Source organism: Williamsia sp. z34 (assembly GCF_059553395.1).
In genome coordinates, this window is the sequence record NZ_JCANWW010000003.1 from 1 (window position 1) to 22,868 (window position 22,868).

A 22,868-nucleotide genomic window follows, 5' to 3' on the forward strand; every position below is an offset into this window, starting at 1 on the left:
CGCCAAAAGTTGCTCCTATGTCAAGCGGCGGCGGTCTGAATGGCTCGTGGTTGGGGCGCAGTGTCGGTGATCAGGCGTTGATAGACGGTGCGGACCAGGCGGCGTCGGAGTGCTCGGAGGGCTGCGGTGGTGGAGTCGCCGGCGGCGCGGCGTTTGCGGTAGTAGGTGTAGCCGTCGCTGTCTTCGAGTCGGGTTTGGGTCAGGGCGATGCGGTGCAGGGCGGTGGTGAGTTGTCGGTTGCCGCAGCGCGGTAGCCGGACGCGGCCGGCGGTGTTGCCGGACCAGACCGGGATGGGGGCGGTGCCGGCGTAGTTGGCGTAGGCGTCGGCCGAGTGGAAGCGGGCGATGCCGGCGGTTTCGCCGACGATTTTGGCTGCGGTGAGTTCCCCGCAGCCGGGTAGCTGTAGTAGCGAGGGAACCAGTTCGCGGACTCGTTTGCCGATCTCGGTGGCCGTGGTGTTGATCCGGGTGGTCAGGGAGATGATCTCGTCGAGTTCTTCGCGGGCGATGTCGGCCAGCAGTCCGGTCTCGGTGGCCAGCTGTGCGGCGAGGATCTGTTGGTGTTTGTGCATGCTCAGCGAGCGTGGTTTGGGGGCGTAGGCGGGGTTGATTTCATGGACTCGCCACAGCAGTCGGTTGATTGTTGAGGTGCGTTGTGCGACAAACACTTCGCGTCGATCGACTAGTAGACGTATCTCGCGGGATCGGGGGTCGGCGCCGGCGGCGGGCAGGTTCGGTTCGCGCAGCACTGCCCGCGCGACGGCCAGAGCGTCGATGGGATCTGATTTGCCGCGGGTACGTGCCGAGGCACGGGTGTGGGCCATCATTTTGGTGGGTACCCGCACGGCGGTCTGGCCGGCGGTGAGTAGGTCGCGTTCGAGGCGGGTCGACATCTGTCGGCAGTCTTCGATGCCCCAGAGCAGGTCGGTACCGAACTGGGTGTGGGCCCATCGCATCGCGGCATGATGGCCGGCGGTGGTGGCCGGGGCGGTGAGTTGGCCTAGCTTTTTGCCGACGGGATCGACGGCAACAAATGTGTGTGAGCTCTTGTGTACATCGACTCCAACTACAACCATGGTGGTTGCCTCCTGATTTCAGAAACAGGGACCAGGGACGGTTGGGCCGGTCGGTGGGCAATCCTCAGTTGGGGGCGTTGCCACGCTCCTATCAAGCCACATCGGCCGGTCCTTCCCACCTGGTGTTGGCATAACTTTTGCAAGACCAGACATGCGCATCAATGCGATGCCGGCAGGCACATCAAGAGCCAAACACCAGGTGACCAGGACCCAACCACCGCTCAGGCGGCAACACAAGAGTCACACTGAGGGCACATCATCGGGGTGGGGGTGCTGCCCCGGTCCGTCGCCCAGCCGTCACTCGCGGACGAGGTAGAAGTAGAAGTGCTTGTCCCGCACGAGGCTGGTCTTGCCATTCATGATGCCCATGACGTGGGTGTCGTCGACCTTTTTGAAGTGGTCGATGACGGGTTGACCGTCGTAGACCATCGACGCCGTGGTCTCACCGCGGAATTCCACCACCCACAGGCTGGCCTCGCCCTTTCCGAGTTCTTTGTTCGAGTACAGATTCCCGTCCTCGTCGCGGCAGACCAACGGCTTCACGTCGTGGTAGCTGTCGAACGTCTTTCCATGCCAATTGACCAGTTCGAGTTGGCCGTCCATGGCGTGGCCACTGGGCAGTTCGCCGCCCGACCAGGCACCGAGCATGAAATCCCGACCGATCGGTTCCAGACCGGCCCACAGGTCGTCGAGCAGCGCGGGATCACTGACCGCCTGGCTCTCCTTGAGTTCAAAGAACGTGGCGACAGCTTTGTCGTTGTTCATCTGCACCTCACTACACGTCGACGATCCCGGATCCGGCGGACTCTGAGAACGACAGTAATCAGAGACTCGCCGGCCACGAAATATTTGGCCGTATCCATGGCCATCTCAGAATGCCGCGCTGAGTATCAGCACCGTCCCGAGCGTTCCCATCACCGCCGCGACCACCACGTCGAGCAGTTGCCACGCGCGGGGCCTGGCAAACAGCGGTGCCAGGCGCGACGATCCGAATCCCAACGCTGCGAACCAGAGCAACGACGCCACGCAGGCGCCGGCGGCGAACACCCATTTGCTCTGCGAACCGTGGCTGTTGGCCACGGCACCCAACGTGATGACGGTGTCGAGGTAGACGTGTGGATTGAGCCAGGTCAATGCGAGCGCGGTGCCCACCGCCGCCCACCGCCCCGCAGCCGCAGCGCCACCGGCAACCTCCATCGCACCGGGGCGCATCACCCGGCGCGCAGCCAGCGCCGCCAACGCCAGCAGGTAGGCACCGCCTGCCACCGTCGCAATGTCGACGACCTGGGGATACGCCGCGACCACGGCACCGAGTCCGGCCACGCCCGCGAGGATCAGCACCACGTCCGACACGGTGCAGATCGCCACCACCGACATCACGTGCTCCCGTCTGATCCCCTGACGCAGCACAAAGACGTTCTGCGCACCGATCGCGATGATCAGGCCGGCGCCGGTCAACAAGCCCGCCATCGCGGGCACCACAACACTCACCCGACCAACGCTAGGTCGCCGACCTAGTTGAATCCAGCGAATGTTTTTCAAGAACCATTAGAATGACTGATGATGGACATCAGCAGTGAGGGCCTCCAGACACTGGCCGCGGTGGTTCGCGAGGGCACCTTCGACGCCGCGGCGGCGGCCTTACATCTGACGCCCTCCGCGGTGAGCCAGCGGATGAAGGCACTCGAGAACGCCGCCGGAGTCGTCCTGGTCCAGCGCACCAAACCGGTCCGGGCCACGCCGGACGGCGAGATCCTGCTGCGTCTGGCCGCGCAATGGGAACTGCTCCGGCAAGAGGCGGCCGCCGGCCTCGAAGGAAAACCAGAAGCAGGCCACAAAGACTGGCGCGATGTACCGCGGATACATCTGCCCATCGCCGCCAACGCCGACTCGATCTCCGTCTGGCTGCTACCCGTCGTCGCGCAGATCCAGCAGACACATCCGGTGGCCGTCGAGGTGCTGCGCGACGACGAGAGCCACTCCACCGGATTCCTGCGGGCCGGTCAGGCGGTCGGGGCGATCACGTCGGATCCTCGACCCGTCCGCGGGTGCACGGTGCTGCCGCTGGGCACCATGCGTTACCTGCCGGTCGCCACCACCGAGTTCATCGCCACCTGGCTACCGAACGGTCTGCGGGCCGCCGACCTGGCCCGGGCACCGATGGTCTCCTTCGACCGCAAGGACACCATCCAGCTCGATCTCCTCCATCGACTCACCCGCAAGCATGTCGACCCACCGGTGACCTACGTGCCCGCCTCGGTCGAATACCACCGCGCGGTCGAGCTGGGGGCCGGTTGGGGCGCGGTGCCCGCCGCGCAGATCGAGCCCGCGCTCGCCGCCGGGACCGTCAAGAAGCTGGGCAATCACCATGTCGACATCCAGTTGTTCTGGCAGTACTGGAAATTGGGATCACCGATCATCAACGATCTGACCCGGTTGATCCAGGCGAGCGCCCGCCGTTTCCTGATCTGAGGGCGTCCCGGGCCCGGCACCCGCCGGCACCAGCTCTTCGATGCTCGGGGTGTCACGCAGCGGGTTCGCGATCTCGTCGTCGCGCAGACGGAAGGCAAAGAACGCGATCGCGGCCAGTGGGACCGGCACCAGACCGGCGATGACAAACGTCGCCGTCAGTCCGATCCACTCACTGACCGGCGCGGCAATGGCCATCGACACCGGCATCAGCGCTATCGAGACGAAGAAATCCAGACTGGAGATCCGGCCGAGCATATGTGGGGGAACCCGCCGCTGTAACAGCGTGCCCCACAAGACCATCGGCCCATCGAACGCCATGCCGAGAACGAAGGCGGCGACAACGAAGACCCAGAGTTCGGTGGCGAGCCCGATCGCGACCAACGGCACCGAACACAGCCCCCAGATCACGAACATCACCGACAGATACCGCCGGGGCATCGGCATGGAGGCCAGGATGATCGCACCCAGTCCGGCGCCGAATCCGAAGGCCGCCAACACGATCGCATGGTCACCGGCATCCCCACCCGCGCGGTCCTTGATGGCGAACGGCACGAGCACCTCGATCGGTCCCATCACCATCAGCACCAGGACCAGCGAGTACAACAGTGTCGCCAGCAGCCAGGGTGTGCGCCACATGTAGCCGAAGCCCTCGGCGATGTCGGTGACGGTCCCGCGCACCAGGTCGGCTTTCGCGCGAGGTTCGTGAGTCGCCGGTGTGGGACGCATCAGAAGGTAGAAACCGCCCGACAGCGCCGATGCCACCGCCGAGCCGACTATGGCCGCCCCGGGCGAGGACACCGCGATGAGTCCACCGGCCAGGGCCGGTCCGGCTGCCTGGAAGATGGTGGGCCGCAACACGCCTTCGATCCCGTTGGCCGCCATCAGCTCTTCTCGCGGAACCAACGACGGGATCATTGCCGAGTATGTCGGGTAATAGATTCCGGTGGTGATACCGCCGATCAGCGACACCAGCACCAGGTGCCACAGCGCGATCGTGCCGGTCAGTGCGAGTACACCCACCCCGCCGATGGCGATGAGTTTGACCACCTCCAGCGCGACCAGGATGGTGCGCTTGGACATCCGGTCGGCCAGCACACCACCGAGCAGTGTCGAGGCGACCATGCCGACGGCGGCCACCGCGGTGACAAGCGACAACTGACCCGGGCCACCGCCCATCCCGATGACCTGCCAGACGACCCCGACCGTCCAGATCCCGTCCGCGAACATCGCCAGCACCAGACCCGCGCACAGCAGACGATACTGCGGATGCGCGAAGGGCTTGAGCGCCCGAGGCAGGCCAGATGGTGCGGTCACCGCACCAACTGTGCCCGATCGGGTACGTCGTACGCCAATGTTTTCCTCGCGGCCGACACACGAACTCGCCGCCACCGGATGACGGTGACGGCGAGGTGTGGCCGGATGTGCCCTACCGATCAGGTCAGTTCACACCGATGACTTCCTGCGCGATGGCAGCAAGGCGGGTCTGGGCTGCGGACACGACGCCCTGACGGTTCTTGTGCGCTTCTTCATAGGCCAGGACCGTCCGGATGTCAGCAGGTTCGGTGAGTTCCCGGAGCTGGACGAGCACAGCGTTGACGTTCAGTGAGTCGTAGTCGTCGATCGGCAGGTCGGCCGGATCGACCACCCCGGCGGCCTCGCGGACCGCGTGCACCGCCTCTGCTGCGTTGACGGCGCCCTGTGCCCGGGCAGTGTCCTCGGCGGCATCGAGCGCCGCATCCCGGCTTGCCCGAGCGGTCTTGCGGGCGGTCTTTCCGATGTCGGCGGCGCGCTCGGCGGCCTCGGTCACCTGTTTGGCGGCCGCATCACCGGTGGAGCTCAGCCGGCCGACGGCACCCTGGCCGGCTTCCGTGGCCAGCTTGAGTACGGCCTCACCGGACTCCTGAGTCCTGTCGACAAATCCCCCGAATCGGGTTGGCGCACTGCGAAGCACGTCGACAACGCGTTCGGCGCCACGCGCGGTGAGTGTGGCGGGGATACCGGCGACTCGTAGCGCTGTTCCACTTGCGGCCTGCAACGGGCCCCGGCGCAATGCCACCGGACCGCCGATGGCCTCTTCGGCAAGCAGTGTGGTGATCCAGTCGACGGTTGCCTGGTGGGCGACGATCAGCCGCTCGGCGAGTGAAACGATCTCGGGCTGACTCTCCGAGGTGGCCAGCGCCTTCACATACTTCGCCCGGTCGAGCAGCTGATGCTCGAGGGCGAGGTCGCCGAGCAATGCCTCATCAAGAGGCTGGACCTGTTCGGCAACGGCCTTGGCAGTGGCCGTCAACCGGCCCAGAACCGGACGCAGCAGGTCGGGGAGTCCGCCGAGTTCGCGGATTGCCTTCTCGATGGCGACGGCGCGAACTCGGGCATTCGCGGCGTTCTGGGACAGCTCCCGGCGCACGGCTTCTGTACGAGCCTGCCCGATTCGGGTTTCTGCCACCTGGATCTCGGTATTGGTCAGGGTCAACAACGTCCGCAGCTGGTTGCGCAGAGTGCTCGTGGAAAGGCTCATATCCGTCTCCTCTGATTGGATGGTCATCGATATTGAGCGTCCGGGACAGGCGTACCCGTAACCCCGTCGGATAAACGATGCGAGAGCCAGATCACATACCGCTTCTGACCTCGCAGTACGGTGAGACCGATCAGATGGCCGCCAGACAAGGAGATTGCGTGTCCGAATTGTACGAGGTATCGGGGCCCGCAGCGTCGGAACACTGGGGCCCGGTCTTCGTCGATCTGGCCGATCCGCGCACATCGACCGAGGAACCCGTCCCCGGATGCCTGATAGCCGTCGATTCGACCGGCGGCTCACTCTCCGATGAGGCCGAACGGCTGGTCGGGCGCTCGACCTTCACCCTCACCGAGGCGGCGGCCCGCGATCGCCGGTTCGTCACGGTCGACTCGATACCGGCGACGATCGCCGCATTGACACAACGACTGACCGACCGGCCGGTCTCGGCGGCGGTCTGTGACGATGTGTTGCGGGCCGGTGAGACGGGCATCAGTACCTTCGCCGGGTTGATGACCGAGTCGCTGGCCTACTCGACGCTGCAGGCCGGAGGTGAGTTCGGCGGTTGGCTGGCCGAGCAGGGACCACGCAGTCTGGCCGATCCACCGCAGCCCGTCGTCGTCGACCGGATCGGCGACGTCGTCGTCGTCACCCTCAATCAGCCCAAGCGGCACAACGCGTTCAGCAACACCCTGCGCGCCGGCCTGATCGACGGCCTCACCGTCGCCCTGAGCGATCCGACGGTCACCGCGGTCGAGTTCCGCGGGAACGGTAAATCATTTTGTAGCGGAGGAGATCTCACGGAGTTCGGCACCTTCTCCGACCCGGCGGCGGCCCACCTGGCCCGCACCCGTTTCAGTCCGGCGCTGTTGCTCAACACGCTGCGCGATCGGCTCGGGGTGAACCTGCGCGCCTACACCCACGGCGCCACGATGGGCAGCGGACTGGAGATGGCGGCGGTCTGTGGGCACGTGACCGCGCATCCCGACACCGTGTTCGGACTCCCGGAACTCACCCTCGGGCTGATACCCGGCGCCGGCGGTACGGTCAGCATCCCACGACGCATCGGCCGCTGGCGAACCGCATACCTGGTGCTGAGTGGCCACCAGATCAGTGCCACAACGGCTTTGGACTGGGGCCTGATCGACGAGATCAGCGCCTAGCTGCCACCGAATCCGCATCGAGCCCAGGCTCTAAGCCGTCCTGATCTTCGGCACCGCAAAGGATTCCGGGTCGGCGCGCTGCCAGTCGCGTTCCCATTCGGCACGCTCGGTGCCGCGGATCAGCTCCCCTTCGTCCAGCCACTCGAACAGATCCTCGAACGACTCCGCCGTCGAGTGACCGACCCGCCGCATCACCACGGCAGGCCCGAGATCATCGAAGCTGGTCAAACCCATCGCGGCCAGCAACTGCTTCGCCGACTCGACCGTTGCGCGTTGGTAATTGAAGACCCGATCGCCCTTGTCCTCGACATCGAGCGCCCGCGCTCGGCGGGCGTCCTGGGTGGCCACTCCCACCGGGCACTGGTTGGTGTGACACGCCTGCGCCTGGATACAACCGACCGCCATCATCATGGCGCGTGCGGCGTTGGTGAAGTCGGCGCCGAGCGCGAGAGCTTTCACGATGTCGGTGCCGCCCGCGATCTTGCCTGCCGCGCCGATCTTGACCTGCCCCCGCAACCCGGTGCCCACCAACGCGTTGTGCATCATCATCAGGCCCAGATTCAGCGGGGTACCGACATGATCGGCGAACTCCGGGGGCGCCGCACCGGTACCGCCCTCGGCCCCGTCGATTGTGATGAAGTCGGGCAGGATCCCGGTGCGCAGCATCGCCTTGCACAGCGCGAGCACATCGGTCCGGGTGCCCACGCAGAGCTTGAACCCCACCGGCTTTCCACCGGAGAGCCGGCGAAGCTCCGCCACGAAGTGCATCAATTCGATCGGATTGGAGAACTCGCTGTGTGCCGGCGGACTGATCACGGTGACACCCGGCTGGACACCGCGCGCCTCGGCGATCGCCGCGGTGACCTTCGCGCCCGGCAACACCCCGCCGAGTCCGGGCTTGGCACCCTGACTCAGTTTGATCAGGATTGCCTTCACGGTGGGCAGAGATGCCTTCTCGGCAAAGCGTTTTGGGTCGAACCTGCCTTCCGGGGTGCGGCAACCGAAGTATCCCGAACCGATCTCCCAGACCAGTGGTGCACCGTATTCGAGATGGTGCGTCGTCAATCCGCCCTCGCCGGTCTCGTGGAGGAAGCCACCGAGCGCCGCGCCCTTGTTCATCGCTCGAACGGCATTGGCCGACAGCGCGCCAAAACTCATCGACGAAATGTTGAAAAGCGGTGCGTCATAAGGCTGGGTGCACTGCGGTCCGCCGAGACGCACGGTCGGGATGGTCTGGGCCATCGGCACCGGCGCCATCGAGTGCAGCAAGTAGTCGTAGCCCGGTTCAGTGATCTCGCGTTCGGTACCGAATGCCGCCTCGGCGTGTAATCCCTTGGCACGCTGGTAGATCAACGACCTGACATTGCGGTCGTATGGACGGCCGTCATAGTTCCGTTCGATGAAATACTGCTGCAACTCGGGTCGGATCGATTCGAGCATGAATCGCATGTGCCCGATCACCGGATAATTGCGAAGTATCGAATGCTGCTTCTGAAGAACGTCATAGACGGCAACCAGCAAAACGATGACCACGATCGCAACCGCAAACCACCACACGGTGTGCCGGTTGACCGCGGCCGCCAGCGTGAGCACACCAGCCGCAGCCACCAACCCCAGGAGCACATTGAACTTCACCATGGGTGGAGCTTAGCCGTGGTGTGCCAGCAGGTTTGACCACCTCACGTTCGCCACCAGGAACGCAATAACCCGTCCCCGTCAGGCCTCGATCGCCTCTTCCGCGCCGACCCTGCCGAACACCATCGCTTCTTCGATCCGGTCGAACCGGTGATCGATCGCGTCCAGGACATAGTTGTGGCGGACATGCCAGGGCCGGCTGGTTCCTGATTTGGGCAGCACATGGCGTGCCCGCAGGACATATCCGGCTTGCAGATTGAACGCCGGGATCTCGCTGAGCGCTTCATCACCACGGTGGGGATAGGCGTGCGTGTAGCCGTTCGCGCCCATGTGCGCCAACAACTTGGCCACCGACTGTGCGGTCATGTCGGAGCGCAGGGTCCACGACGCGTTGGTGTAACCGACACTCCAGCCGAGATTGGGTACGTCTTCGATGAGATGGCCCTTGTAGACGAACCTGTCGTTGAGTTTGACCTCTGCGCCGTCGACGCCGATCCGGACGCCCCCGAGTGCTTGCAGCTGAAGTCCGGTGGCCGTCACGATGATGTCTGCGTCGAGGTGTCCACCCGAAACAAGTGCAATGCCGTCGGCATCGAACGAGGCGATCTGATCGGTGACCATTTTTGCCCGGTCATCGGCGATCATCGTGAACAGATCGGCTTCAGGGACCAAGCACATCCGCTGATCCCACGGGTTGTAGCTGGGCTTGAAATGGGTGTCGACGTCGTAGCCGGCCGGCAGGTTCCGGACGGCCATCTTGCGCAGGAATTTTGCCATCGTGCCCGGCGCGAGGCGCGAGAACCGGAAGAGCAACCAGGCGAACAGGGCGTAGTAGTAGCGGATGAGAGCATGTGACACCTTGCGCGGCAGCACTTTACGAATGACATTGGCAGCTCTGTTCACCCTTGGTCCGGAGATGACGTAAGTAGGTGAACGTTGCAGCATCGTCACCGACTCCGCCGTTTCCGCCAGCGCCGGGACCAGGGTCATGGCCGTGGCCCCACTTCCGATGACAACCACCTTCTTGCCCGCGTGGTCGAGGTCGTCCGGCCAGAACTGCGGGTGGATCATCCGGCCCCGGAACTCCTCCTCACCGGGAAAGACCGGCCGGTACCCCTCGTCGTAGTCGTAGTAGCCCGTCCCGAAGAACAGGAAGCGGCAGCTGTACGTCACGTCGACGCCGTCCTGTTCGGCGAGCACGGTCCAGGTGTCGGTCTGTGAGTCCCAGTCCGCCGACCGGACGCGGGTGTCGAAAGTGATGTGCTGGTCGATCCGATGCCGCCGCGCGGTCTCGGTGAGGTAGTCGCGGATGTGCTCACCGTCCGCGATGGCCTCCGGCCGCGTCCAGGGCTCGAAGGGGTAACTGAGGGTGAAGATGTCACTGTCCGAACGGATGCCCGGGTACCGGAACAGGTCCCAGGTGCCACCGATGCGGCTGCGTTGCTCCAGAATTGCGTAGCTCAGTCCCGGGTTTCGTTCCTTGATGCGGTACGCGGCTCCGATACCCGACAAACCCGCGCCGATGATCAGAACGTCGGTGAACAAGGCATCCTCGTCGGGCACGCCCGATGCTGACTGTGCGGTCATACGGAAATCTCCCAGTCGTCGTCGACTTCGGATCGATCCTCGTCACCGCTCACCCGAGGGGTCAACCCAGTGCGACGACCATGCCTACCGATCCGAACACCACGATAAGCACCAGAAGGTCGATAAGTCTCGGACTCCGATCAGATCGGGCCACCGATCCGATTCCACCACGGGCTTCGACGGCCGCCGCGAGTTCCCGGCCGTTCTGCACCGCCAGCGAACAGACCACCGTCAGGCAGGCGATCCAGCCGTTGATCTGCTCTCCCAGGCTCTGGCGATGGTCGGGTTTGCGTTGCGACATCGTCTGCAACAGAGTCCGGAAGTCACTGATCATGAACGGACACAATCGCAGCGCGAGGGCCACCGACATGGCGGCGGACTGGGCCGGGATACCGATGCGCGCCGCCCAACCGACCAATCGTTGCGCAAACGAAGGTATTTCGACCATCGGTGTCGTCCAGCAGAACAGCAGTGCGCAGTAGAGCGACAGCACCGTCATGCAGATGAGGATGCCCCAGTAGATCGCCCCGCCGAGCCCGAACTCGACCCCGCCGACCGTGACGTACGGTTCGTCGCCGCCCAGGGCCGTTATCCATCCTCCGAACAGGGTGATGCCGATCAGCCACTTCGGCAACCGTGGCAGTGCGGCGCGCGGAACCTTGCCGAGCAGCGTCCAACCGAGAGCGATGCCCGCCCCGACCCCGACACTGAGCCAGGTCGGTTCGAGCATGAACATCACCGCGACGGCCGCCAGCGTCAGCAACTTCGTACCAACCCACAGTTTCCGCGCCGGCGAGGAATGTGGCAGCGCGCGAACAACATTGGCAAGATTGGCGGTCGATTTCACCTCCGCCGGGGCGGGCGCCGGCTTGACCGGCGCTCCGTCGACCGTGCCTTCGTCGACAACCACGGTGCGGTCGACGAGGTCGGCGAGTTCGCCGATGTCGTGCGAGATGACGACCAACGTGGTGCCCGAGGCCTTCACCCGGCGCAATGCCCGGACCATCGCCGCGCGGGCCGGTGTATCGAGGCCGGCCAGCGGCTCGTCGAGCACCAGCAGCCGCGGCTTGCAGGCCAGCAACCCGGCGAGTGCGACCCGGCGCTGCTGGCCCACCGAAAGCTGATCGATGAGTGCGTCACCGAGTACCGCGGGATTGAGTCCCAGCTCGATCAGTGCGACGTTCACTGCCAGATCGTCGACACCTGCAGCATCTTTGATGTCCGCCCGCACCCGCGACCGCACGAGTTGCAGTCTCGAGTACTGGAATCCGAGCAGCGCATGTTCGCGGCCGTTGCGGACCGGCTCACCGTCGAGCATCACCTGGCCCGACGTCGGCTTCTGCAGCCCGGTGAGAACCCTTGCCAGCGTGGACTTCCCGGCCCCGTTGGGTCCGGTGATCAATACCGCCGAACCCGCGGCGATCTGCAGGCTCAAGCCGCTGAAGATCTGGTTGTGCCAGGGTGTCCCCGCGTCATGCGCGAACCCGACGTCATAGAGCGCAACGTTGGCGCCGTTGATGTGACCCACCGGACGGCTGGGGTTGAGCAGTTCGGTGGATACCTCGCGGTGGGACGAATCGAGCACGATCTCACGATCGGCCAGCGCGGCCTCGTCGACGTCGTGCGTGATCTGCAGGACGGCGGTGTCCCCGCCGTCGGCCAGTTCCCGGAAGACCTCGATCACCGACGTGCGGCCTTCCTGGTCGATCATCGCGGTCGACTCGTCGCTGATGAGAACGGCCGGCTCCCGCGACAACGCGGCGGCGATCGCCAGGCGTTGCAACTGTCCGCCCGACAGGGTGCTGGTCTCGCGGTAGAGCATCCCGCTCAGACCCACCCGGTCGAGCAGCTTGTTCATCTGCGCCTCGGTGAGGTCGTGATTGCCCCAGGCCAGGTCGTCGGCGACCACCATGCCCAGCACCTGGGTCTCGGGCCGCTGGCTGATGACAGCCGTGCCACCGGGCTTGCCCAGACCGACCGCACCAGGGCGACTGACGGTTCCGGTGGTGGGTGCCCGTCCGGCGACCACTTTCGCCAGCGTCGACTTGCCGACGCCGTTGGGTCCGGTGACCGCCACGACCTCACCGGCGTCGAGCTGCAGCGAGACGTCCCAGATCGCCGGAACCGGTGCGCCCGGATACTGGACCCCCACACCGTCCAGGCGCATCGGAAGCGGCGCGACGGGTCCGGACTCGTCGAGTTTCTCCTCGACATGCGGGGCACCGAGCCGGGCGATCATCGGCGGCAACGGGTGCCGGTGAACGACGTAGACCGCCAGCCCGGACACCGTCACCCCGGCCATGCCGACAGCCGGAATCGCGATCCACCAGTAGTCGATGCACCAGTAGATCACCGGGCCGATGACGTCGGTCAGGCCGTCGAGTCCGGCGTTGTTCATGACCCGTTCGGCGCCGCGCCAGCCGTTGCGGATCTGGGTGAACATGAACTCGCGGTAGTCACTGAGTGCGGCGATTATCCCGGTGGCGATCGCGGCGGACGGAATCGCGATGAAGACAAAGGTGTTCAGCGCGACTTGAGGCGAATTCCATCCGCGGCGCAGCGCCGTCCCGGACAGGATGCCGAAGACCGCCGCCGATCCGACCAGGTTCGCCGCGGCCACCCCGCCGAAGAGGAACGCGACGATCCAGCCCGTCATCGCGCCGAGCAGACTCACCCGCAGCCGCCGGCGACCGGAGAGGATGGCAAACGGTACCGACGCGACCAGGACGGCGGCCCCGCCGATCGGCACGACGCGGCTCAGCACACAGATGGCTGCGGCGACGTCGGCCAGGGCGGCGGCCTCCGCGATTTCCACCGCGGTGACCCGGCGTCCGGTTCGCGCGTTCTTACGCGCACGCACGGTGGCGCCGCGTTCGGGGATCGGTTCGTGTTGGTCGATCCGTCCAGATTGCCAGATGCGGCCGAAAGCAGCGCGTGACGTTCGGCTCAACTGGCCTTACGCTTGGCGGCGGTCTTCTTCGCGGGCGCCTTCTTGGCCGCAGTTTTCTTGGCGGGGGCCTTCTTCGCCGGAGCCTTCTTGGCCGCGGTTTTCTTGGCGGGCGCCTTCTTCTCGGAGTCGCCGTCCTCGTCGTCGTCGGAACCACCGCGGTCCTTCACCGACGCCCGCAATGCGGCGAGCAGATCGGCGACCTCCGAGTCGTCGCCCTCCTCCTCGTCCGAGGTCTCGGTCGAGACGAATGCCTCGGTCCCTTCGGCCTTCGCCTCGATGAGCTTGCTCAACTCGTCTTGATAGGTGTCCTCGTATTGGGTGGGGTCGAAATCACCCGACATCGACTCGATGAGCGAGGCGGCCATCTTGAGTTCTTGCGGCTTGAGGTCCGGCGATTCGTCGAGCGAGGGAAATGATGCTTCGCGCACTTCATCCGGCCACAGCAGCGTTTGCAGGGTCAAGACGTTTCCGACGACCCGAAGCGCGGCCAGCCGGGTGCGATTACGCAGTGTGAACGTGGCGATGGCGAGCCGGTCGGTGTCCTTGAGTGCCTCCCGCATGAGTGCGTAGGCCTTGGGCGACTTGCTCGCCGGCTCCAGATAGTAGGGCTTGTCGAAATAGATCGGGTCGACCTGGTCGATCGGGACGAAGTCGGTGATCGCGATCTCCGGACTTCGCTGCACCGGCAGTTCCGACAGGTCGTCCTTCGTCAGGACCACGGTCGCGCCGGCATCGCTCTCGTACGCGTTGGCTATCTGCGAGAACTCCACCTCGTCATCGGTGCCCTCCCGGACCTTGCGATACCGGATGCGGGTGCCGTCCTTCGAGTCGACCTGGTGGGACTTCCGGTCGTGACTCTCCGTCGCGGAGTACACCTTGACCGGCACATTCACCAGGCCAAAGCTGAGATCACCCTTCCAAATCGAACGCATACCGCCATTGTGCCGGTATCGACCAGTTGACGCAGCCCCCTCGGGGGATGAAAAGTCGTGGCATGCCCAGGCGCGAGACACTCGAGGTCGACGGACACAACATTGCGGTCACGCACCTCGACAAGGTCATCTATCCTGCGACCGGCACCATCAAAGCCCAGGTCATCGAGTATTACAGCATGATCGCCGACGTGATGCTGCCGCACATCCGCGACCGTCCGGTGACCCGGAAACGGTGGCCCGACGGCGTCGAATCGACACCGTTCTTCGAAAAGAACCTGCCCGATCATGCCCCGAAATGGATCGGCCGGGCCCGGCTCGGGCACAGTGACCGGGACGTGGTGTACCCGGTGCTGTCGTCCCGGGCCGAATTGGTCTGGCTGGCACAGCAGGCCGCCCTCGAATTGCACGTGCCCCAGTGGACCCTGCCCCCGGACAGTGCCGACGCGTCCTACAAGGCCAATCGGATGACCAATCGTGTTGTCCTGGACCTCGACCCCGGACCCGATGTGTCGCTGTTCGACTGCTCCAAGGTGGCGTTGCGGGTCAGGGAGATGCTCGATGCCATCGGCCTGCCGTGTTTCCCGGTGACCAGCGGATCCAAGGGGATCCATGTGTATTTCACCCTGGAGTCGGCGATCTCCTCCGATTCCGCCCGCAAGGTGGCCAAACAGATCGCCACCGGATTGCAGGCAGAGAGCCCCGATCGGGTGACCGCCCAGATGACGAAATCGGTACGCGGCGGCCGGGTGTTCGTCGATTGGAGCCAGAACAGCGCCTCGAAGACGACCCTGGCCCCGTACTCGATGCGTGGCCGCGATCAACCCTGCGTGGCTGCGCCGCGATTATGGGAAGAGCTGGAGGACAAAGACATCCGGCACATCCTGTTCGACGAGATGGCCGACCGCATCGATGAGTACGGTGACCTGCTGGCCGAACTCGAGAACACGTCGGCGGCACAGCCGCTGCCGACATCGCCGACCCCGGCGGCCACACCGGTGGTGGACCTCGGCGCGTACCGGCGCAAACGTGACGAGCGCAAGACACCGGAGCCGTTCGGGGACAGTCGTTCCGATACCGATCGCAGAGCAGAACCCATGTTCGTGATCCAGGAACACCACGCCCGCCGCCTGCACTACGACTTCCGCCTCGAGCGTGACGGTGTCCTGGTGTCCTGGGCGGTGCCGAAAAACCTTCCGCTGGAAGGTGACAAGAATCGGCTCGCGGTCCAGACCGAGGATCACCCGATCGACTACGCCGACTTCGCCGGCGACATCCCGTCCGGGGAGTACGGCGGCGGGCACGTCGAGATCTGGGATCGCGGTACCTACGAGACCGAGAAGTGGCGGGACAAGGAGATCATCGTCCGCCTGCACGGTGATCGCATCCAGGGCCGGTACGCGCTGATCAAGACCGGTGACAAGAACTGGTTGGCGCACCTGATGTCCGACGAACCCCGCCCCATCCTGCCCGACAGCCTGCGTGATCCGCGGCCGATGCTCGCCACCGATGAGACCATCGAACACCTCACCGACGACAAGTGGGCTTTCGAGGGAAAATGGGATGGCTACCGAATACTGCTGCGCTACATCGACGGAAAGCTCCAATTGACGTCGCGCTCGGGCATCGACATGACCGCCGACTTCCCCCAGATCCACACGGTCGCCGACGATCTGGGGCTACTCGATGTGGTGCTCGACGGTGAGGTGGTGGTGTTCGACGAGCAGGGACGCACCAACTTCACCCAACTCGCCGGCCGCAAGAACTCCGAGGACCTCGACATCAGACTCCTCCTGTTCGACATCCTGTACCTCAACGGCACCTCGCTCCTGAAGCTCAAATGGGAGGATCGCCGCGAACTCCTGGAAGAAATCGCGAAGGCCTTCTCGTCCGGCGCACCGGTGCAACTGCCCCCGCTGCTGCCCGGACCGGGCTCGCACGCCGTCGAACTGAGCCGGGATCGCGGCTGGGAAGGTGTTGTCGCCAAACGCCGGGACTCCACCTATCAGCAGGGCCGTCGTTCGAAAACGTGGCTCAAGCAGAAGAACTGGACCGACATCGAGGTCGTGATCGGCGGCTGGCGGCCCGGCAAGGGTGCCCGCAGCAACCGGATCGGCTCCCTGCTGTTGGGGCTGCCCGAGGAAACCGGGCTGCGTTATGTCGGCCGGGTCGGGACCGGATTCAGCGATACCCAGCTCGACGCCCTCCTCGCCGAGCTGGAGCCCTTGCGCCGCAAGACTTCACCATTCATCGGCAACCTCGACCGACCCGTCGAGAGGGACGCGGTGTGGGTTCTGCCCAAACTCGTTGCCGATGTGAGGTTCATGGATTGGACGAGCACGGGTCATCTACGTCACCCCTCCTGGCGTGGAATCCGCCGGGACAAGCTACCCGGGGACCTCTGAGAGCACGAAAGTCGACCCGGCTGCACGTGCCCGTAATCGACGAGCGAGCTACGGTATTTACGGGTTCGGATGGCCGCCTGCGTCCCCGCGAGAACCCACGGCCGCACCAAAAGGAGTCCACGTGCTCGTAGTCGCGCACATCAGCGATCTTCACTTCAACGGAACCGCCGCAAAGCGCGACCGGATCCAAGGTGTGCTCGATTACATCAATTGCAGAGCCGGCGGCATCGACGCACTACTGGTCACCGGTGACATCACCGACAACGGCCTGTCCTCCGAATACAAAGAGGCAGGCGCGACGTTGCACAGCCCCCTGCCGACCCTGATCTGCCCGGGAAATCACGACTCCCGGGACGACTTCAACCAGACCTTCCTGATCGATGAACCCGCCCTGCGCGGTACCGACCCCGGCACTCCGCTCAATTACGCGCGGACGATCGCCGACACGTTGTTCCTGGTCTGTGACAGCTCCATCCCCGGCGAGAACGGGGGCTACCTGACCGACGAGACCCTCGCCTGGATGGACGACCAGATATCCGCCGCCGGACCACGGACTCCGGTGTTCGTCGCCTTCCACCATCCGCCGGTCGTCCTGCAGATGCCGATGATGGACGCCATTCGGCAGACCGGGGAAGAGCGGCTGGCCGCATTGGTCGAACGGCATCCGAACATCACCATGTTCATGTGCGGACACGCACACACCGGCGCGGTGACCACCTTTGCCGGACGGCCGCTGTGCGTGGCCCCTGGAGTCTCCTCCACCCTCAATCTGCCCTTCGAGGGGTCGGACGTGGTCAATGAGACACAGCCCGCAGGCCTGGCCTTCCACACGTACGCCGACGGCCGTGTGATCAGCCACTTCCGTTCCGTGTAGTCCCTGGCCGCGACGATCGCGCGGCACTGTGGCCTCAAGCCCTGATGCGGTCCGACGGCAGGCCGAGGATGTCGGTGGCGTCCACGTAGATGTTCCGCTGATCGACCTTGGAGGGCACCGACAGGCTGCCGACCAGGTGCCGGGTCGACGTGGTCGCCGCCACCACCGGCACCCCGGCGACGACGAGGCCGGCCGCAGCCCGACGTACCTGATCCGGCGAGGTCACCACCACCACGTTCACCAGGCCCAACTGCCGGGCGATCGCCGCACCGGCCACCGCGCTCTGCGCCGGCGAATGGGCGGCCGAATCGACATGGATACGGGCGGCCGGGATTCCGCGGTCGACGAGCCAGGTGCGCATCGCGTCGGCCTCGCGTTGCCCGCGGGCATTGGCACCCCCGGAGATGATGACCGGCGATTCGTAGGCCACGATCGCCTGCGTCCACGCGGCGAACAGCCGCGCGGATGTCTCAGCGGTGGGGGTTCCGTCGGCGTTCAGGCCGGCACCGAGAACCACGATCCCGGTCGCCTTGGTGTGCAGGCCCGGCACCGGGTTCGGCGCCACGAGCACCCCGCGGCCGATGCCCGAGAGCACTTCGCGAACACGTGCCTGCAGCGCCCGATCGTAGGTCGCCAAGACGGCCAGCGCCGACTGGGTCGCCTGGGCATCACCGCTGTAATCCGACCAGATCGCCTGCAATGCAAGCGCATCGGTGTCAGACGGGGCGGCCACCAGAAGCTGACGGAGCGCGTTGAGTCCCAGCGGCACCTCACCGCGGCGAAATTGGAGTTGGGCGGTGTTGTACAGATTCGCCGTGTCCATGCCGGCCATCACCGGTGACACCGTGGTCGGTGGGTTCAAGACGGTCGGGATCAGCGCGACGGCTCCGGTGGACACGCCGATCGCGGCGGCCGCAGCCACCAGCGCTCTATTCACTCGCGCCACACGCGCACCACTTGTCACACTGGCCACAATAGGCCGTCTTTGCCACGGCACCACATTCAAGCGGTCTCAGCTCGATAACACCGCCGGGGATGCGCCCCTGACCTGCTGGTGACCCGGGGCGAATCCCGAAACGCCGGGTGCGGGGTCGCACCCGGCTGACGCGGGGCCGTTCAACCCACCGCGATACCCTCTCGGCGAAGCTCGATCGCGTCGAGCGCGAGGTCGATGTATGCCCGGGCGGTTGATATCCCGGCCCGGTATCCCGCGCCGTGGGCATCGACACCTGCCGGTGCAGCGCCGCCGCATTCCTCACCCAGACGGTCCCGGATGGCCCGCAGCGCCGCCAGTTCCCGCCGGTGACGCCGGGCCGAGTTCTGTTCTGCGCCTGAGGTTATCGACGCGCCCGCGAGTTGATCGAGCACACACAGTCGGACAAACCCCATCCCGGCCGCATGCCCGCGGCGATACTCCTCCGACTCCCCTGGCCCACAAGCAGTGGCAGAGAAGTGTTCGTGCAGTCCGGTCAGCATCTGGGTGAGCGTTCTTTCACGGTCGGGGGCATCAGGCATTTTTACGCTTCCGGATGGTCGAGCCACTTTCCATCGTCCTTTTGTTTTCGCGCTGCGCCTTCATTGCAAGGCGTTTCTTCTTGGCCGTGGTCTTCTTTTCTGTTGCCATCGACATCTCCTTTGTCCATCGCACATCAACGACCCACAGGGGGTCGCTCACAATCGAGACCATAGCCCAGAACCCGGAAAGGTCAAGTTCGTCCGAGAGACTTCAGGCACTGCAACGCAACATATTTCGCGATTCGGTCGCACGACGATCCGGCGGACTGGCTTTTATTTTTTTATGGGCTAGAGTCCATTGGACCGAGGGAGATCTCCAGAAGGAGTGAGGATGCGCCGTGAAAGCGGTAGTGATGGAAGTTCGATTCCGGGTGTGTGCCACACCCCGGCGGGCTTCGCGCTTTTCTGACCACGCTGCCCACATCGTTGCGGCCGCGCTACCCGCACGAGTCGAGCGCGACCGGATTCTTCAACCGGCTGATTCCGTTCTTTTACGCCACCAATGGGCGCTATCGAACGGCGAATCACCACCCGAAGATCCGCAGACATTGGACATCGGGTTCGGGTTTCACGACCCGGCCGGCCGGTTGACCACCCACAAGCTGGAGAGCATGGCCAACACGGTCCTGGTCGATCTGATACCGACCGGAGACTCCACCGAGGAGTCCGTTCCCTGGATCCTGACCCTGAACGTCGGGATCGACCAGGCCTCATGCGCCGCGATCGCCGAACAGTACAGCGCCCTGAGCACTGCTCGCCCAGCGCCTCGGCATCCGGTGACCGCGGCCTCCGGCCGCGGCAACACATACGAGTGAGAAAGAACCAAACATGACCATCACCGATCCGAACTGGATCAGCGCTGCCACCCGGGAGCGTCTGGAAAATGAAGTGGCACAATTGTATCGAGAACGCGATGCGGCTTCCGCCGAGATGATCGAGCAACGCCGCCTTGGCGATCTGGACAACAATGACGCCTATCACCGCGCGGTCGCGACGCTCGATCAGGTCAACACCCGAATCGAACGGACACACACCGTGCTGGCCACCGCCACCACCATCACCGTCGACGACGGGACTGCGCAACCCGGATCCATCGTCACAGTCATGTTCGACCACGACTCCTCCGATACCGACACCTTCCTCCTCGGGATGCCCGAAGAACACGAGACCGGGAAGATGCAGGTGTGTTCACCCGAATCACCGCTCGGACGGGCCGTCCACAACGCTCGTCGCGAGGACGACTGTCACTATGTCTTGCCCAACGGCAAGCGCTGCACCGCAACAGTTCTGGCGATCACGCCGTACACCGGTTGAACCGACCAGATCAGCACGACCCCGAAGAGGCACACCATGCAGGCCTTGGCCCCGATCCACCACGACGTCAACCGAGCACAACGGCGGAAGCACGATCCGATTCTGCTGTTGGGACGTCCCGGCCGCTTGTGCGACGCACTGCGTTCGGCGTTGTCCGGCCATGACGTGGCTTCCACCTCGGACCCTCGTGAGCTGCGAACCCCAGAGCACGACGATGCGCTCGTCGTGGTCACGATCGACTCTCCACCACCATCAGTGCGCTGGCTCCGCGGCTGGCGCGAGCACGCAGCCCGCCAGGCATGGGAAGACCGCCTCACCGAGACGGTGATCGACGCGGCCGGCGATGTGCCCGGTTTTCGCGTGCTCCTGCTCTGCGACACGTCGGGGCCGACGTCGTCCCGAACCGCGGTTCGGGCGACCAGGCAACTCGGCCGCCGAATGGCGTACGAATGCGCCGTGAACGGTGCGCCCATCAACTCCATCACCTACATGGTGGTCGATGCTGCGACCCCGGCCACCACGGCCGTCAACGCCGCGGTGACGTGGTACTTCACCCACCAGGGTGTGCGCCACGAGTGACTCCGCCGGCCGAATTTGCACCGCCCACCTGATATTTCAGGTGGGCGGTGCTAATTCGGGTGGAGCGTGGGACCACAGGCCCCGCGGTTCAGAGTGCCTTGAGTTCCTCGATGACCAGGCCGACCGACTTCTTGGCATCGCCGAAGAGCATCGAGGTACCCGGTGCGGTGAACAACGGGTTGTCGATGCCGGCATACCCGGAGGCCATACCGCGTTTGAGGACGATCACCGAACGGGACTGATCGACGTTGAGGATCGGCATCCCGTGGATCGGGGACGACGGATCGTTACGCGCGGCGGGGTTGGTGACGTCGTTGGCGCCGATGACCAGGGTGACATCGGTACGGGCGAACTCGCCGTTGATGTCGTCCATTTCCTTCATAGCGTCGTACTCGACATCAGCCTCGGCCAGCAGCACATTCATGTGTCCGGGCATCCGGCCGGCGACCGGGTGAATGGCGTACTTCACCTCGACGCCCTTCTCCTCCAAGATGCTCGCCATGTCCTTGACCGCATGCTGAGCCTGCGCGACCGCCAACCCGTAACCGGGGACCACGATCACCTGCGAGGCATAGGCCATCTGAATCGCGGCATCAGCGGCACTGGTGGCCTTGACGGTGCCCTGCTCGCCGGCCGGGCCCGCAGCCCCGGCCGCACCGCCGCCACCGAACGATCCGAACACGATCGCCGGGATCGACCGGTTCATCGCGGTGGCCATCAGGTTGGTCAGGATCGAACCCGAGGCGCCGACGATCATGCCGGCCACGATCATCGCGGTGTTGTTGAGCGCCAAACCCGCTGCCGCAGCGGACAGGCCGGTCAACGCGTTGAGCAGTGAGATGACCACCGGCATATCCGCGCCACCGATCGGCAACACCACAAACAAGCCCATTATCCCGGCGGCGACGAGCACCAGCACGATCCACCACTGCGAGGAACCCTCACCCGGGCTGGCGTTGACACCGATGAACACACACGCCGCGATCGCCACCACCAACAACACGATGTTCGCAACCTGGAACACCTTGGCGTTGCGGACGAATGCCTTCTCCACGTTCTTGTTCATCAGCTCTTGCAGCTTGAGGAACGCGATCAGCGAACCCCAGAACGAGACCGAACCGATGATCGCCGCGAACAGCGACCCGATCACGATGTGGATGGTCGGGGACTCACCGTGCTTGAACTCGGAAAACCCTGCCGTCTCGATGAACTCGGCCCACGCGATCAACGCGACCGTGCCGCCACCGACACCGTTGAACAACGCGACCAGCTGCGGCATCGCGGTCATCTTGGTGCGCTTGGCCGGCGGCACACCCAAGATCACACCGATCGCCAGACCGGCCACGATCAAAATCCAGTTGATCGCATAGGTGTCACGGATCTCGATCAGCGTGGCGATCACCGCCAAACCCATACCGGCAGCAGCAATCCAGTTGCCCCGCACCGCGGTCTTGGGTCCGGTCAGACCCGACAAACCCAGAATGAACAGCGAGAACGCGACGATATAAAGAATGTTGACCAGGTTGTTCACTTGTCAGCTCCCTGCGATGCGACCGGCGCCTTTTTGCCTTTGAACATTCCCAGCATCCGGTCGGTGACCAAGAACCCACCGACGACGTTGAGGGTGCCGAAGATCAACGCGATGAACGCGATGATCCGCACACCCCACGGGGCATCATCGGGCAAACGGCCCAACACGACCAACGCACCGAGCACCACCACACCGTGAATGGCGTTGGTACCCGACATCAACGGCGTGTGCAGGGTGTTGGGCACCTTGGAGATGACGGCGAAGCCAACAAAGCCGGCCAGTACAAGAATCGCGATATTCGCGAGAAGACCCGAATACAT

At 64.7% G+C, this 22,868-nt stretch carries 21 protein-coding genes and 2 pseudogenes; 7 read left to right on the forward strand and 16 right to left on the reverse strand.

All coding sequences use genetic code 11. From position 1 onward, the window contains the following. Positions 1 to 20: 20 nt before the first annotated feature. From AC51GT_RS08635 to AC51GT_RS08645, 3 genes are all read right to left on the reverse strand, one after another. The gene (locus AC51GT_RS08635) at positions 21 to 1,076 is read right to left on the reverse strand and encodes an IS110 family RNA-guided transposase (RefSeq protein WP_496323328.1); all 1,056 of its coding nucleotides are present in this window, start codon (positions 1,074 to 1,076) and stop codon (positions 21 to 23) included. A gap of 297 nt (positions 1,077 to 1,373) precedes the next feature. Further along, positions 1,374 to 1,841, reverse strand: coding sequence for a DUF4334 domain-containing protein (locus AC51GT_RS08640; protein ID WP_496328492.1), 468 nt, complete (start codon positions 1,839 to 1,841; stop codon positions 1,374 to 1,376). A 105-nt stretch (positions 1,842 to 1,946) separates the two neighbouring features. After that, entirely contained in the window at positions 1,947 to 2,546 is a 600-nt protein-coding gene (locus tag AC51GT_RS08645) for a LysE/ArgO family amino acid transporter (RefSeq protein WP_496328813.1), read from the reverse strand. A gap of 93 nt (positions 2,547 to 2,639) precedes the next feature. On the opposite strand from AC51GT_RS08645, the gene AC51GT_RS08650 reads away from it, so the two are divergent. After that, on the forward strand, positions 2,640 to 3,548 hold the full coding sequence (locus AC51GT_RS08650; RefSeq protein ID WP_496328493.1) for a LysR family transcriptional regulator ArgP: 909 nt from the start codon (positions 2,640 to 2,642) through the stop codon (positions 3,546 to 3,548). Here AC51GT_RS08650 and AC51GT_RS08655 read toward each other — a convergent pair. Then, on the reverse strand, positions 3,486 to 4,862 hold the full coding sequence (locus tag AC51GT_RS08655; protein WP_496327466.1) for an MFS transporter: 1,377 nt from the start codon (positions 4,860 to 4,862) through the stop codon (positions 3,486 to 3,488). The genes AC51GT_RS08650 and AC51GT_RS08655 overlap by 63 nt on opposite strands. 124 nt (positions 4,863 to 4,986) lie before the next feature. Continuing rightward, positions 4,987 to 6,066: a ferritin-like domain-containing protein gene (locus AC51GT_RS08660; protein ID WP_496328494.1), complete on the reverse strand. Its 1,080-nt coding sequence runs from the start codon at positions 6,064 to 6,066 to the stop codon at positions 4,987 to 4,989. A 272-nt stretch (positions 6,067 to 6,338) separates the two neighbouring features. Between AC51GT_RS08660 and AC51GT_RS08665 the strand changes: the two genes are divergently transcribed. After that, entirely contained in the window at positions 6,339 to 7,226 is an 888-nt protein-coding gene (locus AC51GT_RS08665; protein ID WP_496328814.1) for an enoyl-CoA hydratase/isomerase family protein, read from the forward strand. Positions 7,227 to 7,256: 30 nt separating this feature from the next. On the opposite strand, the gene AC51GT_RS08670 is transcribed toward AC51GT_RS08665, so the two are convergent. From AC51GT_RS08670 to ku, 6 genes and pseudogenes are all read right to left on the reverse strand, one after another. Beyond that, on the reverse strand, positions 7,257 to 8,864 hold the full coding sequence (locus AC51GT_RS08670; protein ID WP_496328495.1) for an FMN-binding glutamate synthase family protein: 1,608 nt from the start codon (positions 8,862 to 8,864) through the stop codon (positions 7,257 to 7,259). A gap of 78 nt (positions 8,865 to 8,942) precedes the next feature. Further along, the gene (locus AC51GT_RS08675) at positions 8,943 to 10,448 is read right to left on the reverse strand and encodes a flavin-containing monooxygenase (protein ID WP_496328496.1); all 1,506 of its coding nucleotides are present in this window, start codon (positions 10,446 to 10,448) and stop codon (positions 8,943 to 8,945) included. 61 nt (positions 10,449 to 10,509) lie between these two features. Next, positions 10,510 to 11,454 (reverse strand): energy-coupling factor transporter transmembrane component T family protein, encoded by a 945-nt coding sequence (locus tag AC51GT_RS08680; RefSeq protein ID WP_496328815.1) that lies wholly within the window; start codon positions 11,452 to 11,454, stop codon positions 10,510 to 10,512. 39 nt (positions 11,455 to 11,493) lie between these two features. Beyond that, positions 11,494 to 11,880, reverse strand: a pseudogene (locus tag AC51GT_RS08685) (ATP-binding cassette domain-containing protein); the annotation flags it as partial. A gap of 291 nt (positions 11,881 to 12,171) precedes the next feature. Beyond that, positions 12,172 to 13,308, reverse strand: a pseudogene (locus tag AC51GT_RS08690) (ABC transporter ATP-binding protein); the annotation flags it as partial. Between the two features lie 86 nt (positions 13,309 to 13,394). Beyond that, entirely contained in the window at positions 13,395 to 14,330 is a 936-nt protein-coding gene (gene ku, locus AC51GT_RS08695) for a non-homologous end joining protein Ku (RefSeq protein ID WP_496327461.1), read from the reverse strand. 62 nt (positions 14,331 to 14,392) lie between these two features. On the opposite strand from ku, the gene AC51GT_RS08700 reads away from it, so the two are divergent. Continuing rightward, a complete protein-coding gene (locus AC51GT_RS08700) occupies positions 14,393 to 16,735 on the forward strand; it encodes an ATP-dependent DNA ligase (protein WP_496327460.1) in 2,343 nt (780 codons plus the stop codon). A gap of 121 nt (positions 16,736 to 16,856) precedes the next feature. Further along, the gene (locus AC51GT_RS08705) at positions 16,857 to 17,609 is read left to right on the forward strand and encodes a metallophosphoesterase (protein WP_496327459.1); all 753 of its coding nucleotides are present in this window, start codon (positions 16,857 to 16,859) and stop codon (positions 17,607 to 17,609) included. Positions 17,610 to 17,643: 34 nt separating this feature from the next. Here the strand turns inward: AC51GT_RS08705 and AC51GT_RS08710 are convergent, their stop codons facing one another. The 3 genes from AC51GT_RS08710 to AC51GT_RS08720 form a co-directional block, all read right to left on the reverse strand. Further along, on the reverse strand, positions 17,644 to 18,555 hold the full coding sequence (locus AC51GT_RS08710; RefSeq protein ID WP_496328497.1) for a YdcF family protein: 912 nt from the start codon (positions 18,553 to 18,555) through the stop codon (positions 17,644 to 17,646). Positions 18,556 to 18,725: 170 nt separating this feature from the next. Next, entirely contained in the window at positions 18,726 to 19,124 is a 399-nt protein-coding gene (locus AC51GT_RS08715) for a hypothetical protein (RefSeq protein WP_496328498.1), read from the reverse strand. Then, the gene (locus AC51GT_RS08720; RefSeq protein ID WP_496328499.1) at positions 19,117 to 19,284 is read right to left on the reverse strand and encodes a hypothetical protein; all 168 of its coding nucleotides are present in this window, start codon (positions 19,282 to 19,284) and stop codon (positions 19,117 to 19,119) included. Before AC51GT_RS08720 ends, AC51GT_RS08715 begins: the two co-directional genes overlap by 8 nt. A gap of 451 nt (positions 19,285 to 19,735) precedes the next feature. On the opposite strand from AC51GT_RS08720, the gene AC51GT_RS08725 reads away from it, so the two are divergent. The 3 genes from AC51GT_RS08725 to AC51GT_RS08735 are packed head-to-tail and all read left to right on the forward strand — an operon-like array spanning position 19,736 to position 21,017. Next, positions 19,736 to 19,939, forward strand: a complete 204-nt coding sequence (locus AC51GT_RS08725; RefSeq protein WP_496327456.1) for a hypothetical protein — start codon at positions 19,736 to 19,738, stop codon at positions 19,937 to 19,939. Positions 19,940 to 19,952: 13 nt separating this feature from the next. Further along, complete coding sequence (locus AC51GT_RS08730; protein WP_496327455.1) at positions 19,953 to 20,438, forward strand: GreA/GreB family elongation factor; 486 nt, start codon at positions 19,953 to 19,955, stop codon at positions 20,436 to 20,438. 36 nt (positions 20,439 to 20,474) lie between these two features. Further along, positions 20,475 to 21,017: a hypothetical protein gene (locus AC51GT_RS08735; RefSeq protein ID WP_496328500.1), complete on the forward strand. Its 543-nt coding sequence runs from the start codon at positions 20,475 to 20,477 to the stop codon at positions 21,015 to 21,017. An 88-nt stretch (positions 21,018 to 21,105) separates the two neighbouring features. Here AC51GT_RS08735 and AC51GT_RS08740 read toward each other — a convergent pair whose 3' ends face one another. Both AC51GT_RS08740 and AC51GT_RS08745 read right to left on the reverse strand, forming a co-directional pair. After that, entirely contained in the window at positions 21,106 to 22,548 is a 1,443-nt protein-coding gene (locus AC51GT_RS08740; RefSeq protein ID WP_496328501.1) for an NAD(P)(+) transhydrogenase (Re/Si-specific) subunit beta, read from the reverse strand. Continuing rightward, entirely contained in the window at positions 22,545 to 22,868 is a 324-nt protein-coding gene (locus tag AC51GT_RS08745) for an NAD(P) transhydrogenase subunit alpha part 2 (protein ID WP_496328502.1), read from the reverse strand. The genes AC51GT_RS08740 and AC51GT_RS08745 overlap by 4 nt, the downstream gene beginning before the upstream one ends.

Excerpts from the sequence above, each read along its gene's own strand:
- AC51GT_RS08745 (WP_496328502.1), bottom strand. The coding sequence starts at position 22,868 with ATGTATTCGGGTCTTCTCGCGAATATCGCGATTCTTGTACTGGCCGGC.
- AC51GT_RS08650 (WP_496328493.1), top strand. The coding sequence starts at position 2,640 with ATGGACATCAGCAGTGAGGGCCTCCAGACACTGGCCGCGGTGGTTCGC.
- AC51GT_RS08700 (WP_496327460.1), top strand. The coding sequence starts at position 14,393 with ATGCCCAGGCGCGAGACACTCGAGGTCGACGGACACAACATTGCGGTC.
- AC51GT_RS08730 (WP_496327455.1), top strand. The coding sequence starts at position 19,953 with ATGACCATCACCGATCCGAACTGGATCAGCGCTGCCACCCGGGAGCGT.
- AC51GT_RS08660 (WP_496328494.1), bottom strand. The coding sequence starts at position 6,066 with ATGAGCCTTTCCACGAGCACTCTGCGCAACCAGCTGCGGACGTTGTTG.
- AC51GT_RS08670 (WP_496328495.1), bottom strand. The coding sequence starts at position 8,864 with ATGGTGAAGTTCAATGTGCTCCTGGGGTTGGTGGCTGCGGCTGGTGTG.
- AC51GT_RS08635 (WP_496323328.1), bottom strand. The coding sequence starts at position 1,076 with ATGGTTGTAGTTGGAGTCGATGTACACAAGAGCTCACACACATTTGTT.
- AC51GT_RS08645 (WP_496328813.1), bottom strand. The coding sequence starts at position 2,546 with ATGGCGGGCTTGTTGACCGGCGCCGGCCTGATCATCGCGATCGGTGCG.
- AC51GT_RS08725 (WP_496327456.1), top strand. The coding sequence starts at position 19,736 with ATGGCCAACACGGTCCTGGTCGATCTGATACCGACCGGAGACTCCACC.
- ku (WP_496327461.1), bottom strand. The coding sequence starts at position 14,330 with ATGCGTTCGATTTGGAAGGGTGATCTCAGCTTTGGCCTGGTGAATGTG.
- AC51GT_RS08680 (WP_496328815.1), bottom strand. The coding sequence starts at position 11,454 with ATGGTCCGGGCATTGCGCCGGGTGAAGGCCTCGGGCACCACGTTGGTC.
- AC51GT_RS08640 (WP_496328492.1), bottom strand. The coding sequence starts at position 1,841 with ATGAACAACGACAAAGCTGTCGCCACGTTCTTTGAACTCAAGGAGAGC.
- AC51GT_RS08735 (WP_496328500.1), top strand. The coding sequence starts at position 20,475 with ATGCAGGCCTTGGCCCCGATCCACCACGACGTCAACCGAGCACAACGG.
- AC51GT_RS08675 (WP_496328496.1), bottom strand. The coding sequence starts at position 10,448 with ATGACCGCACAGTCAGCATCGGGCGTGCCCGACGAGGATGCCTTGTTC.
- AC51GT_RS08715 (WP_496328498.1), bottom strand. The coding sequence starts at position 19,124 with ATGCCTGATGCCCCCGACCGTGAAAGAACGCTCACCCAGATGCTGACC.